Here is a 14,580-nt window from a genome sequence, read left to right as displayed (position 1 = left end):
CGCTGGCGCTGGCCGCCGGAGAACTGGTGCGGGTAGCGGACGGCGTGCTCCGGGTCGAGGCCGACCTGGCGCAGCAGCTCGGGCACCCGGCGGGCGATCTCCTCGCGCGGGGCGCGCTGGGCGAGCAGTGGTTCGGCGACGATGTCGCCGATCGGCATCCGGGGGTCGAGGCTGGCCATCGGGTCCTGGAAGACGATCTGCACCCGGGCGCGGAGCCGGTGGGCCTCGGCCCGGGTGAGCGTCGCGGTGTCGTGGCCGAGCAGTTCGATCCGGCCGGTCTCCGGGGCGCCGAGCCGCAACAGTTCGAACAGGGTGGTGGACTTGCCGGAGCCGGACTCCCCGACCAGGCCGAGGGTCTCGCCCTCCCGCAGGTCCAGGTCGACGCCGTCCACCGCGTACACCTCGCCGACCTTGCGCTTGAACACCGTGCCCTTGAGGAGGGGGAACGTTTTTTCCAGGCCGCTCACCGACAGCACCGGCGTCCGGGTGGAGCGGTCGACGGGGCCGGCGGCGGCCGGCGGCAGCTCCGGAACGGGGTAGACCTCGGCGGGCGCGGGCCGCCGCTCGGCGAGCTCCGCCGACCGTACGCAGGCCGACAGGTGCTCCTCCGTACCCTCCAGGGCGGGCTCGGCCGTCGTGCAGCGCTCCTCCGCGAGCGGGCAGCGCGGCGCGAAGGGGCAGCCCGGGGGCAGTTCGGCCATCGGTGCCGGGGTGCCGGGGATCGGTACGAGCGGACCGCCGCGCCCGTCCAGCCGGGGCAGCGCGCCGATCAGGCCGAGCGAGTACGGGTGGTGCGGGGCCGCGAAGAGCTCGTCCACCCCGGCCGTCTCGACCACCCGTCCGGCGTACATCACCGCGACCCGGTCGGCCGCCCCGGCGATCACCCCGAGGTCGTGGCTGACCAGGACGAGCGCCGCGCCGGTCTCCCGCTGGGCGGTGCGCAGCACGTCCAGCACCTGGGCCTGGATGGTGACGTCGAGGGCGGTGGTGGGCTCGTCGGCGAGCAGGATGTCGGGATCGTTGGCGACCGCCATGGCGATCATCGCGCGCTGCCGCATGCCGCCGGAGAACTCGTGCGGGAAGCTGTCCAGGGCCCGGTCGGGCGCCGGGATGCCGACCAGGTCGAGGAGTTCGGCGGCCCGGCGGCGCGCGGCGGCCCGGTCCACCCGCTGGTGGACGCGGACCGCCTCGGCGATCTGGTCGCCGATCCGGTAGACCGGGGTGAAGGCGGACAGCGGGTCCTGGAAGACCATGGCGATCCGGCGGCCGCGGATCGCGGCGAGCTCCCGGCCCGGCAGCCCGACCAGTTCCCGCCCGTCCAGCCGCACCGAGCCGCTGACCCGCGCCGTGCCGGGCAGCAGCCCGAGCACGGACAGCGCGGTCACGGACTTCCCGGAGCCGGACTCGCCGACGATGCCGAGGGTCTCGCCGCGCCGCAGGGTGAGGTCCACCCCGCGGACGGCGGGGACCGGGCCGTCGGGCCCGGCGAAGTCGACCCGCAGGTCCCGGACGGCGAGCAGCGGGGTTTCGACGGTGGTGGTCACGGGAGCTTCCTACGGCTGGCAGGGCGGTGGGAACGGCGGGTGGACCGGGAGCGGCGGGCGGACCGGGAACGGCGGGGCGCGGCCCCGGAGGTGGGGTCGAGGGCGTCGCGCAGCCCGTCCCCGATCAGGTTGACGGCGAGCACGAACAGCACCAGCAGCGCCGCGGCGAAGTAGAACAGCCAGGGGAACACCGGGGCCTCGCCGGTCCCGGCGGCGAGCAGGGTGCCGAGCGAGACGTCCGGCGGCTTGACCCCGAAGCCGAAGTAGGAGAGCGCGGTCTCGCTCATCACGGCGCCGCCGACCGCGATGGTGGCGTCGATGATGAGGAAGGAGGCGACGTTCGGCAGGATGTGCCGGCTGATGATCCGCAGCGGCCGTACGCCCATGAACCGTGCGGCGCGGACGAATTCGCGCTCGCGCAGGGAGACGGTCATCGAGCGGACCACCCGGGCGGTGATCATCCAGTTGAACAGGGCGAGCAGCAGGACGAAGGCGATCCAGCCGGCGCTCTTCAGCCGGGACGAGACGATGGTGATGACCAGGAAGGCCGGGAAGACCAGCATCAGGTCCACCAGGAACATCAGCGCCCGGTCGGTCCAGCCGCCGAAGTAGCCGGCGCAGGCGCCGACGACGGAGGCCAGCACGGTGGAGAACAGCGCCACCAGCAGACCGATGACCAGCGACTTCTGCAGGCCGCGGACGGTCTGCGCGAAGACGTCCTGGCCGACCCCGTTGGTGCCGAACCAGTGCTCGGCGGACGGGGGTTGGTGCAGCGCGGAGAAGTCCGGGGCGGCGTAGTCCCAGGGTGTGAGGTACGCGCCGCCGAAGGCGAGCAGGAACAGCAGCAGGACGATGACGGCCCCGGCGACGGCGCCGCGGGCGGCGAGCAGCCGGCTGAGGACGAGCCGTCCGCGGCCGGTGCCCCGGGGGGCGGTGGCCGGGGCGGAGGGCTCGGCGACGGTGGTGGTCATTCGGCTCTCCTCCGGTCAGGACCGCACGCGCGGGTCGAGGGCGGCGTGCAGGGTGTCCGCGAGGAAGCCGGAGACGAGCACGACGACGGCGGTGAACAGGTTGATCGCCACCACCGAGTTGACGTCCTGTTCGTTGATCGACTGGATCAGCCACTCGCCCATGCCGTGCCAGCCGAAGATCGTCTCGGTGAAGATCGCGCCGGTGAAGATGCCCAGGAAGCTGTAGGCGAACATGGTCGACATCGGGATCACCGCGGTCCGCAGCCCGTGCTTGAGCAGCGCCCGGCCGCGGGTCAGGCCCTTGGCCTCGGCGGTGCGCAGGTAGTCGGAGCCGAGCACGTCGAGCATGGTGCCGCGCTGGTAGCGGCTGTAGGTGGCGAGGCCGCCGAGGGCCAGCGAGATGGTGGGCAGCAGCAGGTGCAGCGCCCAGTCGGCGAGGTGGGTGCCGAGGCCGCCGGTGAGCCCGGGGGTCTCGTAGCCGGTGAACGGGATGACGTCGTGGCCGGCCGCGTCCTTGGCGGCGATGGCGCCGTTCTTGAGGAACAGCGCGACCAGGAAGACCGGGGTGGAGAGCAGCACGAAGGACAGCACGGTGAGCAGCCGGTCGGAGATCCGGTACTGGCGCACCGCGCTCCAGGCCCCGGCCGCGACGCCGAGGACCATGCCCAGCAGGCTGCCGAGCAGCAGTAGCCGCAGCGAGACCCAGACCCGGCGGCCGAAGTCGTCGGTGACCGGGGTGTCGTGGATGGTCCGGCCGAGGTCGCCGTGGAGCAGCCCGCCGGCCCAGTGGCCGAAGCGTTCGACGACCGGGGTGTGGTCATTCAGGTTGAGCGCCGTGAGCTGGCGTTCGACCGATTCGACGGCCGGGCGGGGGACCTTGGCGTCGAAGTAGGTGCGCGGCTGCAGGGCGGTCGCGGAGATCGCGTACGCCAGGAAGACGGCGGCGATCAGCAGCACCGCGTAGTAGCTCAGCCGCTTCGTCAGGAAGCGGAGCATCAACGGCCGCCCGTCACGGTGCGGGTGGGGCCGACGCGTCTGGTGGGCATCGGGTGGGGGCCTCCGGTCCGGGCCCGTTCGGGGCGTCGGTTGGCATGGTTCGGCGGATCGTCAGATCGATTGACTGATCAGTGAGTTGGGAAAGCGCAGGTCAGAGTGAAGCACCCGGGCACTGAGGCGGTGTTGCGCCCGTGTTGCCGCGTGTGACTTTTCGATCAGGTGTGCCCTCCTCCCCCTGGTGGCGGATCTGATCCGCTGTTACCTTCTGCTCGCCCGGTGCCGAATTGGCTGCCCACGCTCAAGCCCCGTCACACCTCTCGCGCCCCAACTCCCGTCATCGATCCCAGGGGGACCCTCATGGACGCTTCCACCACGGCCCGCCGCCTCGGCCGGGCCGCCGCGCTCGCCGTCGCCGTCGCGCTCGCGGTCACCGCGTGCACCTCGGGCGGGGGCGGCTCCGCCGACAACGCGGCGAAGAGCGAGCCGCCGGGCCCGGGCGCCAACGACCTCAACCCCAAGCCGCTGGACCAGGTCAAGGACGGCGGGGAGGTGCGCTTCCCGCTCTACCAGTGGATCACCCAGTGGAACCCGCTACAGGTGGACGGCTACTACGGCTCCGCGGTCTCGATCATGCGCAACCTGGAGCCCTCGCTCTTCACCACGGACGCCGCCGGCAGCTTCCTGCCCGACCCGGACTACCTGGTGGACGCCAAGGTCACCTCGACCTCGCCGCAGGTGGTCACCTACCGGCTCAACCCCAAGGCCAAGTGGTCGGACGGCAAGCCGCTCGGCTACCTGGACTTCAAGGCCGACTGGCAGGCCGCCGGTGGCAAGGACCCGGCGTACAACGTCTCCGACCCGTCCGGCTACGAGCAGATCTCCGCGGTCGAGCAGGGCGCCGATCCGACCGAGGTGAAGGTCACCTTCGCCGAGCCGTACGCCGACTGGCAGAACCTGTTCCGCCCGCTGATCCCGGCGGCCGGGATCTCCACCCCGGACGACTTCAACAAGGGCTGGGTGGAGAAGATCCCGATCACCGCGGGCGCGCTGAAGGTCGGCACGGCGGACAAGACCGCGCAGACCCTGACCCTCGTCCCCGACCCGGCCTGGTGGGGCACCAGGGCCAAGGTCGACAAGGTCACCTTCCGGGTGATGTCCCAGTCGGCGACGACCCAGGCGTACCTCAACAACGAGATCGACTACGCCGCGGCCGGCACCGCCACCGCGTACGGGCAGCTCAAGGACGCCAAGGACACCGTGATCCGCAGCGCCAGTCCGTGGGACGAGGTGCACATCTCCTTCGGAGGCTCGGGTGCGCTGAGCGACCGGAAGGTCCGGCAGGCGCTCGGCAAGGCGCTGGACCGCTCCGCACTGATCAAGATCGCCAACAACGGCGTGCCGGTGGAGTTCAAGCCGCTCGGCAACCACATCTTCATGCCCAACCAGACCGGCTACCAGGACACCTCCGGCGACTGGGCCAGGTTCGACCTGGCCGCCGCCAAGAAACTCCTGGACGAGGCGGGCTGGAAGGAGGCCGGCGGCGGTCAGCCGCGCACCAAGGACGGCCGGCCGCTGGAACTGCACTGGGTGCTCAACGACTCCACTCCGCAGGCCCAGATCGACCTGGCCACCGCGGCGGTGGCGATGTGGCAGGCGGCCGGGGCCAAGGTCAGCCTGGACAAGGTGCCCGCCAACGACTTCTTCACCAAGTACGTGAACCCGGGCAAGTTCGAGATCGCGAGCTGGCGCAACACCGACTCCTTCCCGCTCTCCAAGAGCCTGACCAACTTCCGGCTGCCGGTGGGCGACAACAGCTTCAGCAACCCCTCGCGCCTGGGCAGCCAGGAGATCGACGAGCTGCTGAAGAAGGCCGCCGGGACGGTCGACCCGGCGGAGGCCGCGAAGCTCTACAACCAGGCGGACGCGAAGATCTGGGAGCTCGGCCACACCGTCGAGCTCTACCAGCGGCCGGAGGTGGTGGCGACCCGCAAGGGCCTGGCCAACTACGGGGCCTTCGGTCTGGCGGGGGAGGACTACAGCAAGCTCGGCTGGGAGAAGTAGCCGCCGCCGGGGCGGGGCGGGCCGCACGGCAGGCGCTGGCGAGCAGCGCGGTGATCACGAGGCCGGTGGCGCGGACGCGGGGGGATCGGCTCCGCCGCCCCCGCAATCCCGCCACCCGCCTTGACCTTCCGCGTTGCCCGCACGCCACCCGTGTCGTGGGGCCCGGCAGGGCCCGCGCTCTTCCAACCGGGGAAGAATCTAGCGGCGCTCCGGTCGCTCGCGACGCAGCGCGCGGGGCGCGCCCGGAAACCCGCCGCGCTGTCACCCGGTTCGCGCACCGGAGCGTCAACTACGGCTGACGGCAAGGAAAAAAGGGGACATACGGGGCCATCGTGCCCGGGGGCGCGCGGCCTTTCCGGGCCGCGCCGGTGCGTGCACGGCCGTCACGCCCGCGTGCAGAGCCGTCGCGCCGGTGCGTGCGCCGGGCCGGGGCCGCTGCCAGGATGCGCGGGACGGTCCCCCCGCCCTCCTCCCGACTCCCCGGAGCAGCTCCGATGGCCAGTGACCCCGCCGCGACGGCACGCCCCAGCCACCCCGTCGATCCGCCGCCGGTGCGCCGGATGGTCCCGCGCGACCGGAACGAGCCGCACCGGGTCGCCACCCCGCTGGAGCTCTTCTTCGACCTCTGCTTCGTGGTCGCGGTCGGCCAGGCCGGGCGCGAACTGGCGGGCTCGCTGGCGGCCGGGCACTACGGCGACGGCCTGCGCGGCTACGTGCTGGCCTTCTTCGCGATCTGGTGGGCCTGGATGAACTTCACCTGGTTCGCCTCCGCGTACGACGTCGACGACGTGCCGTACCGGATCACCACGCTGGTGCAGATCGCCGGGGTGCTGATCCTCGCCGCCGGCGTGCCGCGGATCTTCGCCACCCAGGACCTGACGCTGGGGATCGTCGGCTACCTGGTGATGCGCCTGGCGATGGTCACCCAGTGGCTGCGCGCGGCCGCCGGCGAGCAGGGCCCGGCGCGCCGGGTCGCGCTGGGCTACGCGGTGGGGATCACGCTCTGCCAGGCCGGCTGGGTGGTGGTGCTGTTCCTGCCGCAGGACGTCCGGCTGTACGTCATCCCGGTCGGGGTGCTGTGCGAGCTGGCCGTACCGGTGGTCGCCGAACTGCGGGCGCGGACCTCCTGGCACCCGCACCACATCGCCGAGCGGTACGGGCTGTTCACCCTGATCGTGCTCGGCGAGACGGTGGCGGCGGCGACCGTCGCGGTGCAGTCGGCGGTGGACGAGCACGAGGAGCTGGGCCGGCTGGTGCCGGTGGCCGCCGGCGGGCTGCTGATCTGCTTCGCGGCCTGGTGGATCTACTTCGCCCGGTCCGTCCACGAGCACCTGCGCTCCAACCGGCAGGCGCTGGTCTGGGGGTACGGGCACTACCTGGTGTTCGCCTCGGCGGCGGCGATCGGCACCGGGCTGGAGGTGGCGGTGGAGTCGGCGGTGCACCAGGCGCACATCTCCGAGACCGCCGCCACCGCGACGGTCACCGTGCCCACCGCGCTCTACCTGGTCACGGTCTGGTTCCTGCACTCCCGGCACACCAAGCGGGGCGCGGCGGCCCAGGCGGTGGCGCCGGCGGGGGCCGCGCTGGTGCTGGCCTGCACCGCGCTCGGCGGCTCCGGGGTGCTCGCGGCGGGCCTGGTCTGCGCGCTGATGGTGGCGGTGGGCGTGCTGGTCCACGGCCGGGAGAGCAGGCGGGCGGGCGCCCGCCGGGCCTACTGATCCGCGGGGCGTACCGATCCACGGGGCACGCCCAGTTCGAACCGCTCAGTCCGAACCGCCCTGCCCGCCCCGCCCGTCAGCCGACCCGGCCCAGCAGCACCGGCTCGTGCCGCGCCAGCCAGTCCAGGTAGGCCGGGTTGACCTTGGCCAGATCCAGGTAGGCGGCCCGCAGTTCGCCGTACAGCGCGTCCAGCGCGGGCGGGCTGAGCACGCGCGGACGCCAGGTGAACAGCAGCCGGACGGCCAGCGGGTCCCCGTGCACCGGGCGGACCACCGTGCCGGGACCGGGCAGCGAGGTGGGCTGGCAGGGGCGGACGGCCTCGCCGGAGGCGACCAGTTCGGCGGCGGTGGCGTTGTCCCGCACCTGCAGCACCCGGGGGTTGAGCCCGGCCTCGGTGAACACCCGGCGCATCGCCGCGTACTCGTGGTCGGCGGTCGGGTCGACCATCCAGGTGTCCTCGGCGAGGTCGGCCAGGTGGACGACGTCGCGGGCGGCGGCCGGGTGCCCGGCGGCGAGCGCGACGAACTGCGGCTCCCGGGCCATCAGCACCCGGTGCTCGGCGTCCGTCGGGACCCGCAGCGGGAAGCCCTCGCACTCGTGCACGAAGGCCACGTCCAGCTGGTCGGCGGCGACCATCCGCAGCAGCGCGCTGGCCGAGATGTCGACGTGGATGGTGGTGTCGGTGTCCGGCAGCCGCTCGTGCACCCGGCGCAGCCAGGCCGCGACCGCCCGGCTGCCGACGCTGCCGATCCGCAGCCGCCGCTGCCGGCCGGGGCCGGCCGAGTCCCGTGCCTCCTGGCGGGCGGCGGCCACCAGGGCGGCCATCTCGGTGATCACCGGCCGGGCCCGGGAGAGCACCGAGTGGCCGAGCGCGGTGGGCCGGCTGCCGGTCTGCTCGCGGGTGAACAGGGTGCCGCCGATGGCCCGTTCGATGCGGTGCAGCTGGGTGGTGAGGGAGGGCTGGGTCATGCCGAGCTGGAGCGCGGCCTTGCGGAGGCTGCCGCTGTCGGCGATCGCGCACAGCACCCGGAGGTGTCTCACGTCGAGCTCCACGTCGGGAGCATAGACGCCGTCGCACCCCTTCGTCAAGGACATGACAGGCATTCAAGGCATGCCGAAGGGCCGGCCGACGGACCGACCGGCTGAACGGCCGACGGATCGACCGGTGCGCCGCACGACGGCACCGGGCCGCTATGCGGTGGTGCTATCGCCGGTTGGCATCATCCGCGACGGCCCCGCCCGGGTCGAAGCTCGGGGGCAGCAACCCGCCCCTCGGCCACCGCCCGGGGCGGCCCCCACCGTGCGCCCCGGCCGGGCCCGGCCCCCATCGGGCCCCGGCGAGCCGGCGCACCGCGAAACCGGAGTCCCCACATGAAGCGATCCGTGCTGTCCGCAGCCCTGGGCCTGACCCTCGCGGCCGGCCTGGCGGTCCTGCCCGCCACCGCCGCGAACGCCGCGCCGGCCGCTCCCGCCGCCCCGGCCGTCCAGGGCTACACCCCCTCGACGTACGCCGGTTCGGCCGCGGAGGCGGCGAACAACCAGGCCTTCTTCCAGGCCGTGATGGCCTCGGCCAAGGCCAAGCAGGCCGCCAACCCCGGCCTGGCGACCGTCACCGTCACCTACGACACCGCGAACGCGCCCTCCTTCACCAGCCAGATATCCCAGGCCGCGCAGATCTGGAACAGCTCGGAGACCAACGTCCAGCTCCAGGCGGCGAGCGGCAGCGGCGACTTCTCGTACTACGAGGGCAACGACAGCCGCGGCTCCTACGCCAGCACCGACGGCCACGGGCGCGGCTACGTCTTCCTCGACTACCAGCAGAACCAGCAGTACAGCTCGGTGCGCGTGGTGGCGCACGAGACCGGCCACGTGCTCGGCCTGCCCGACGACTACTCCGGCCCGTGCAGCGAGCTGATGTCCGGCGGCGGCCCCGGCCCGTCCTGCACCAACCCGTACCCCGACGGCAACGAGCGCAGCCAGGTCGACTACCTCTGGGCGAACGGTCTCGCGGCGCGGAACTGACGCGAGCGGCAAGCGGGTTCGGGGTGGCGGGCCGCTCGGCCGGAATCGAGCGGCCCGCCACCCCGGGTACTTCCCCGGACCGGAGCCTAGCCGCCGCCGGAACGGAATGCCAGGGGCACGATTGAGTCAAGGCGAGGAAAAGACAGCTCAAATCGACTCCATAGCAGGGGTATTGAACGGTGCTATCGCGGGTTGGCATCATCCGCGCACGCGCCGGGTTGCCCGAAGCTCTGGGGACACCACCCGTTGACCAGGTGTTCCCCCCGGCCGGCCCCCAACCGGCCACGTCACCTCAGGAATCGGAGCCCCCACATGAAGCGATCCGTGCTGTCCGCCACCCTCGGCCTCGCCCTCGCGGCCGGCCTCGCCGTGCTGCCCACCACCGCCGCCGCGGCCGCGACGCCGACCGCCCCGGCCGTGCAGGGCTACACCGCCACGACGTACGCCGGTTCGGCCGCGGAGGCGGCGAACAACCAGGCCTTCTTCCAGGCCGTGATGGCCTCGGCCAAGGCCAAGCAGGCCGCCAACCCGGGCCTGGCGAGCGTCACCGTCACCTACGACGCCAGCTCCGCCCCCTCCTTCCGCAACCAGATATCCCAGGCCGCGCAGATCTGGAACGGCTCGGTCGCCAACGTCAAGCTGCAGTCCGGTTCGGCCGCCGACTTCCGCTACTACGAGGGCAACGACAGCCGCGGCTCCTACGCCAGCACCGACGGCCACGGGCGCGGCTACGTCTTCCTCGACTACCAGCAGAACCAGCAGTACAGCTCGGTGCGCGTGGTGGCGCACGAGACCGGCCACGTGCTCGGCCTGCCGGACCACTACTCCGGCCCGTGCAGCGAGCTGATGTCGGGCGGCGGCCCCGGCACCTCCTGCACCAACCCGTACCCGAACACCACCGAGCGCAGCCGCGTCAACTCGCTCTGGGCGCGCGGCTGAGCCGGGCGCTGAACCCCGGGCAGTGAACCCCGGACGGTGAACCCCGGACCGGCCGCCTCGGCGCGGCCGGTCCGGGGCCTCGGCGCTTCCCGGGTGCGATCCGGTCCGGGGCCTCGTCGCTTCCCGGGTGCGATCCGGTCCGGGGCCTCGTCGCTCCCCGGCGTTGTCGGTGCCGCGTGCGAGCATGCGGCCGAGACCCGTACGCCCCGACCGCCAGGAGCCACCGCCATGCCCCGTTCCGCCCCCGACCGGCTCGCCGACCTCCCGTACGCCGAGCTGCTGCGCCCGCACACCGGGCCGCTGCGCGCCGACGAGCGGTACGACACCGCGCACTTCGACGGCGGCGAGCACACCGACGAGTCGGGCGCTGGGGCGGCCTTCCTGGAGTGCGCCTTCACCGGTGTCGCGCTCAGCGGGGTCAAGCTGCGCCAGGCCCGGTTCAACGAGGTGTGGGTGCAGGCCGGCCGCTGGGTCGCCTGCGACCTGAGCGACTCCGAGTGGCAGGACAGCTCCTTCGTCGGCGGCGTGCTCGCCGGGGTCGCCGGGTACGGCTCGGCGCTGCGCCGGGTGGTGTTCCGGGGCTGCAAGCTGGAGGCGGTCAACCTGCGCTCGGCCGTCCTGCGGGACGTCGTCTTCGAGGACTGCCTGCTGCGCGACGTGGACTTCGGCGAGGCGAAGCTGACCGGGGTGTCCTTCCCCGGCTCCACGCTGGAGGAGGTCCGGCTGCGCGGCGCCACGCTGAGCCGGACGGACCTGCGGGGCGCCGTCCGGCTCGGTCTGGTCGACGGCCACCAGGGGCTGCGCGGGGCGGTCATCAGCTCCCTCCAACTGATGGAGCTGGCACCCCAGTTCGCCCACGCGCTGGGGATCGAGGTCAAGGACCGCTGAGCACCTGAGCCCCTTCGCCCGTTCAGCCGGGCGTCGCTCGGTGACGCCCGGGCGAACAGTCCGCCAAACCTGCCGTCGGCACCTGGTGGGCCGGTCGGGCCGAGGTGGAGACTTCTCCGCGATCGATGGCCCCGACTTGTGCACACAACATCGCCAGCGAAGGGACGGACCGGTCTGATGGCCGAGTTGAGTCGTAGGAAGTTCGTCACGCTGTCCGGCGCCGCCGCGGCAGGCCTCGCCGTGGCCGGCACCGGAGCCGCGGGGCCCGCGGGGGCCGCCCAGGGAAGTGGCGCAGCTCCCGCTTCCACCGCCGCGCTCAGCGCGACCGGCACCATCACCGACGCCCGGCACGTGGTGATCCTGATGCAGGAGAACCGCAGCTTCGACCACTACTTCGGCACGCTGCGCGGCGTGCGCGGCTTCGCCGACCGCAGCGCCATCCAGATCTCCGGCGGCTACAGCGTCTTCAACCAGCCGAACGGCCTGCTCGCCCGCCAGTACCCCTGGCAGTTCAGCCAGACCAAGCCGGCCGGCGGAGCGGACCCGGAGCGCCTCGCCCAGTGCAACGGAGACCTCAGCCACGGATGGGGTGACCAGCACAAGGCCTGGAACGGCGGCAAGATGGACTCCTGGGTCGCCGCCAAGGGCAACGTCCGCACGCTCGGCTTCCTCACCCGCCAGGACATCCCGTTCCACTACGCCCTGGCCGAGAACTGGACGATCTGCGACGCCTACCACTGCTCCGTGCTCAGCGCGACCGGCCCCAACCGCACCTACCACTGGTCCGGCCAGATCGACCCGGCCGGCACCGCGGGCGGCCCGGCCTACGACGGCGGCGACGAGAAGGGCCTGCGCTGGCAGACCTACGCCGAGGCGCTGGAGGGCGCCGGCGTCAGCTGGAAGGTCTACCAGAACGCCGCCGACAACTACGGCGACAACGCCCTGGCGTACTTCACGAACTTCACGGGCGCCCAGGCCGGCAGCCCGCTGGCCGTCAAGGGCATGGGCTCGGTGCCCAAGGTCACCGGGCGGACCCCGGACGACATCGCCGCCGCCATCAAGGCCGACGTCCTGGCCGGGACGCTGCCGCAGGTGAGCTGGATCGTCCCCGACCAGGCCTCCTCCGAGCACCCGTACGCCACCCCGGTGGACGGCGCGCACTTCGTCCACATGGTGATCGACGCGCTCAACGCGGACCCGAACGTCTTCGACTCGTCCGTCCTGTTCATCAACTACGACGAGAACGACGGCTTCTTCGACCACGTCCCGCCGCCCGCCGCCCCGGCCGGCACCCCGGGCGAGTTCTACAACGGCACCAACATCGGCCTCGGCTTCCGCGTCCCGCTCATCGCCGTCTCGCCGTGGACCCGCGGCGGCTGGGTCAACTCCGAGACCTTCGACCACACCTCGGTGCTGCGCTTCCTGGAGACCTGGACCGCCGCCCTCGGCAAGCCCGCCACCTGCCCGAACATCAGCGACTGGCGCCGCCGCGTCTGCGGCGACCTCACCAGCGTGTTCGACTTCGCCAACCCGGTCTACGGCCTGCCCGCGCTGCCCGACACCTCGCAGACCATCGGCCTGTCCGCCTGCGGCCCGCTGCCCAACCCGGCCCCGGTGAACAACCAGCTCCCGGTGCAGGAGTCCGGCACCCGCCCGGCGCGCGCCCTGCCGTACCAGCCGAACGCCAACCTGGACCACCTGGAGTTCGGCTCCGGCGGGGTGATGAAGGTCTGGATCGCGATGGACAACGGGGGCGCCACCGCCACCAAGTCCGCGCACTTCGCGGCCTACGCCAACGCCTACCGCAGCGGCGGCCCCTGGCAGTACACGGTCGACCCGGGCGGCAGCACCAGCGACTTCTTCAACTGCGGCACCAACTTCGGCGGCGGCCCGTACGACCTCACGGTGGTCGGCCCCAACCGCTTCCTGCGCCGCTTCAAGGGCGACGCGACGAAGGCGGGCAAGAACGCCGCCGTCACCGCCTCCTACGCGGTCGAGCCGGGCACCGGCAAGCTCGCGCTCTACTTCCGGCTCGCCAACTCCGGCAGCGCCCCGATCACGTTCACGATCGCGTCCAACAACTACCGCACGGACGGCCCCTGGACGTACCAGGTCCCGGCCGGCGGCAGCGTGAGCGACTTCTTCAACGCCGTGGCGTACAGCAACGGCTGGTACGACTTCACCGTGACGGTGGATGCGGACAGCACCTGGTCCCAGCGCTTCACCGGCCACCTGGAGACGGGTGCGGCGAGCATCACCGGCTGACCGTCGTTCCCACCGCGCCGAACGGGGCCCCACTCCTCCGCCGAGAAGTGGGGCCCCCTCGGGTCAGCGCCGCCAGAACAGGTGGTGGGCCACACCGCTCGGGCTGGGCACGACCTCCAGGTGGAACCGGTCGAGCAGCTCGTCGGGGGAGTCCCAGAGCTTCAGCCCGGTGCCGAGCTTCACCGGGGAGACCGCCACGTGCAGGGTGTCCACGAGGTCGGCGTCGAGGAACTGGCGGATGGTGGTGACCCCGCCGCCGAGGCGGACGTCCTTGCCGCCGGCGGCGTCCCGGGCCTGCGCGAGGACGGTGGCCGGATCGCCGTCGACGAAGTGGAACGTGGTGTCGGAGAGCGTGAACGAGGGCCGGGTGTGGTGGGTCATGACGAACACCGGCGTACGGAACGGGGGCTCGGCACCCCACCAGCCGCGCCACTCGTGGTCCTGCCACGGCCCGCGCTGGGGCCCGAACTTGTTGCGCCCCATGATCTCGGCGCCGATGTTGCGGTCGAAGTCCCGGGTGAAGTAGTCGTCCAGGCCCCGGCTGCCGCCGGGGTCGGTGCGCATCGGCCAGCTCGCGGTGGCCCCGGCCCAGGAGAAGAGCCGCTCGGGGCGGTCGAGGCCGAACGGCAGCTCGAAGCTCTGGTGCTCGCCGGCCGCGACGCCGTCAGCGGAGACGTTGAAGTTCATGACTCTGAGCAGTTGGTTCATGACTGGGGCTCCTGTCCCGTGATCGTGCGGCGGGGTGCCGCACACCGGGACGTCGGAGCGGACCCGGCGGGATTGACATCGGGCCCGGGATTTTTCGAGGACTTTTCTCGGGGGGCGGTCCGGGCCCGTCAGGCGAACGGGCCCCGGGGGAACCACGGGTCGTGGACCTCGCGGGGCCCGTCCGGGGTCAGCAGGGTGAGGCCGAGCGCGCCGGAGGCGTACTCGGCGAGCTGCACCGAGCCGTGCCGGGTCTCCAGTTCGGCCTGCACGGGCACCGGCAGCTTGGTCAGGGCCCGCCGCAGCTGCAGGGCGTCCCGCCGGCTGATCGGCTGCGGCGCGCGCAGCACCAGCCGCAGCGGGCTCATCGGCCCGGCCACCGGCACGCCGCTGCCCAGCTCGTAGCCGACCGCGCCGATCGGGCCCCAGGGCAGCCGGTGGTCCGCGACCAGCCGGCCGACCTCGGGCAG

General features: G+C 72.7%; 12 protein-coding genes. 6 read left to right on the top strand and 6 right to left on the bottom strand.

Going from position 1 to position 14,580, the window contains the following annotated elements; all coding sequences use genetic code 11:
* From AE652_RS16940 to AE652_RS16930, 3 genes are all read right to left on the bottom strand, one after another.
* Positions 1-1,544 (bottom strand): ABC transporter ATP-binding protein (locus tag AE652_RS16940; protein ID WP_049652235.1); only part of this gene is annotated, 1,544 nt, incomplete at its 3' end.
* Positions 1,541-2,515: an ABC transporter permease gene (locus tag AE652_RS16935; protein ID WP_049652234.1), complete on the bottom strand. Its 975-nt coding sequence runs from the start codon at positions 2,513-2,515 to the stop codon at positions 1,541-1,543. The genes AE652_RS16935 and AE652_RS16940, both read right to left, overlap by 4 nt.
* A gap of 15 nt (positions 2,516-2,530) precedes the next feature.
* Positions 2,531-3,511: an ABC transporter permease gene (locus tag AE652_RS16930; RefSeq protein WP_049652233.1), complete on the bottom strand. Its 981-nt coding sequence runs from the start codon at positions 3,509-3,511 to the stop codon at positions 2,531-2,533.
* A gap of 357 nt (positions 3,512-3,868) precedes the next feature.
* Between AE652_RS16930 and AE652_RS16925 the strand changes: the two genes are divergently transcribed.
* Positions 3,869-5,572, top strand: coding sequence for an ABC transporter family substrate-binding protein (locus AE652_RS16925; RefSeq protein WP_049652232.1), 1,704 nt, complete (start codon positions 3,869-3,871; stop codon positions 5,570-5,572).
* Between the two features lie 494 nt (positions 5,573-6,066).
* Positions 6,067-7,290, top strand: a complete 1,224-nt coding sequence (locus AE652_RS16920; protein WP_049652231.1) for a low temperature requirement protein A — start codon at positions 6,067-6,069, stop codon at positions 7,288-7,290.
* Positions 7,291-7,366: 76 nt separating this feature from the next.
* Here AE652_RS16920 and AE652_RS16915 read toward each other — a convergent pair whose 3' ends face one another.
* Positions 7,367-8,344 (bottom strand): LysR family transcriptional regulator, encoded by a 978-nt coding sequence (locus tag AE652_RS16915; protein WP_234348410.1) that lies wholly within the window; start codon positions 8,342-8,344, stop codon positions 7,367-7,369.
* A 318-nt stretch (positions 8,345-8,662) separates the two neighbouring features.
* Here AE652_RS16915 and snpA (AE652_RS16910) point away from each other — a divergent pair, with 318 nt between their 5' ends.
* The 4 genes from snpA (AE652_RS16910) to AE652_RS16895 all read left to right on the top strand — a co-directional run bounded on the left by snpA (AE652_RS16910) (position 8,663) and on the right by AE652_RS16895 (position 13,405).
* Positions 8,663-9,313, top strand: a complete 651-nt coding sequence (snpA, locus tag AE652_RS16910) for a snapalysin (protein ID WP_049652229.1) — start codon at positions 8,663-8,665, stop codon at positions 9,311-9,313.
* 312 nt (positions 9,314-9,625) lie between these two features.
* Complete coding sequence (gene snpA, locus AE652_RS16905; RefSeq protein WP_049652228.1) at positions 9,626-10,252, top strand: snapalysin; 627 nt, start codon at positions 9,626-9,628, stop codon at positions 10,250-10,252.
* 228 nt (positions 10,253-10,480) lie between these two features.
* Entirely contained in the window at positions 10,481-11,140 is a 660-nt protein-coding gene (locus AE652_RS16900; RefSeq protein ID WP_049652227.1) for a pentapeptide repeat-containing protein, read from the top strand.
* Between the two features lie 177 nt (positions 11,141-11,317).
* Positions 11,318-13,405 (top strand): phosphocholine-specific phospholipase C, encoded by a 2,088-nt coding sequence (locus AE652_RS16895; RefSeq protein ID WP_082345783.1) that lies wholly within the window; start codon positions 11,318-11,320, stop codon positions 13,403-13,405.
* A 63-nt stretch (positions 13,406-13,468) separates the two neighbouring features.
* Here AE652_RS16895 and AE652_RS16890 read toward each other — a convergent pair whose 3' ends face one another.
* Positions 13,469-14,113: a dihydrofolate reductase family protein gene (locus tag AE652_RS16890; protein ID WP_049652226.1), complete on the bottom strand. Its 645-nt coding sequence runs from the start codon at positions 14,111-14,113 to the stop codon at positions 13,469-13,471.
* Between the two features lie 128 nt (positions 14,114-14,241).
* A partial coding sequence (locus AE652_RS16885) for a phosphoribosyl-dephospho-CoA transferase MdcG domain-containing protein (RefSeq protein WP_049652225.1) occupies positions 14,242-14,580 on the bottom strand: 339 nt, incomplete at its 5' end.

Origin of the sequence: Kitasatospora sp. MY 5-36 (assembly GCF_001182915.1) — a bacterium.
Lineage (GTDB): Bacteria > Actinomycetota > Actinomycetes > Streptomycetales > Streptomycetaceae > Kitasatospora.
The sequence above is the reverse complement of the archived record's forward strand: the minus strand, read 5'-3'. Positions and strand labels throughout refer to the sequence as shown.

Coding starts and splice junctions, on each gene's coding strand:
- AE652_RS16920 (WP_049652231.1), top strand. CDS start 6,067: ATGGCCAGTGACCCCGCCGCGACGGCACGCCCCAGCCACCCCGTCGAT.
- AE652_RS16930 (WP_049652233.1), bottom strand. CDS start 3,511: ATGCTCCGCTTCCTGACGAAGCGGCTGAGCTACTACGCGGTGCTGCTG.
- AE652_RS16895 (WP_082345783.1), top strand. CDS start 11,318: ATGGCCGAGTTGAGTCGTAGGAAGTTCGTCACGCTGTCCGGCGCCGCC.
- AE652_RS16900 (WP_049652227.1), top strand. CDS start 10,481: ATGCCCCGTTCCGCCCCCGACCGGCTCGCCGACCTCCCGTACGCCGAG.
- AE652_RS16890 (WP_049652226.1), bottom strand. CDS start 14,113: ATGAACCAACTGCTCAGAGTCATGAACTTCAACGTCTCCGCTGACGGC.
- AE652_RS16935 (WP_049652234.1), bottom strand. CDS start 2,515: ATGACCACCACCGTCGCCGAGCCCTCCGCCCCGGCCACCGCCCCCCGG.
- AE652_RS16925 (WP_049652232.1), top strand. CDS start 3,869: ATGGACGCTTCCACCACGGCCCGCCGCCTCGGCCGGGCCGCCGCGCTC.
- snpA (WP_049652228.1), top strand. CDS start 9,626: ATGAAGCGATCCGTGCTGTCCGCCACCCTCGGCCTCGCCCTCGCGGCC.
- snpA (WP_049652229.1), top strand. CDS start 8,663: ATGAAGCGATCCGTGCTGTCCGCAGCCCTGGGCCTGACCCTCGCGGCC.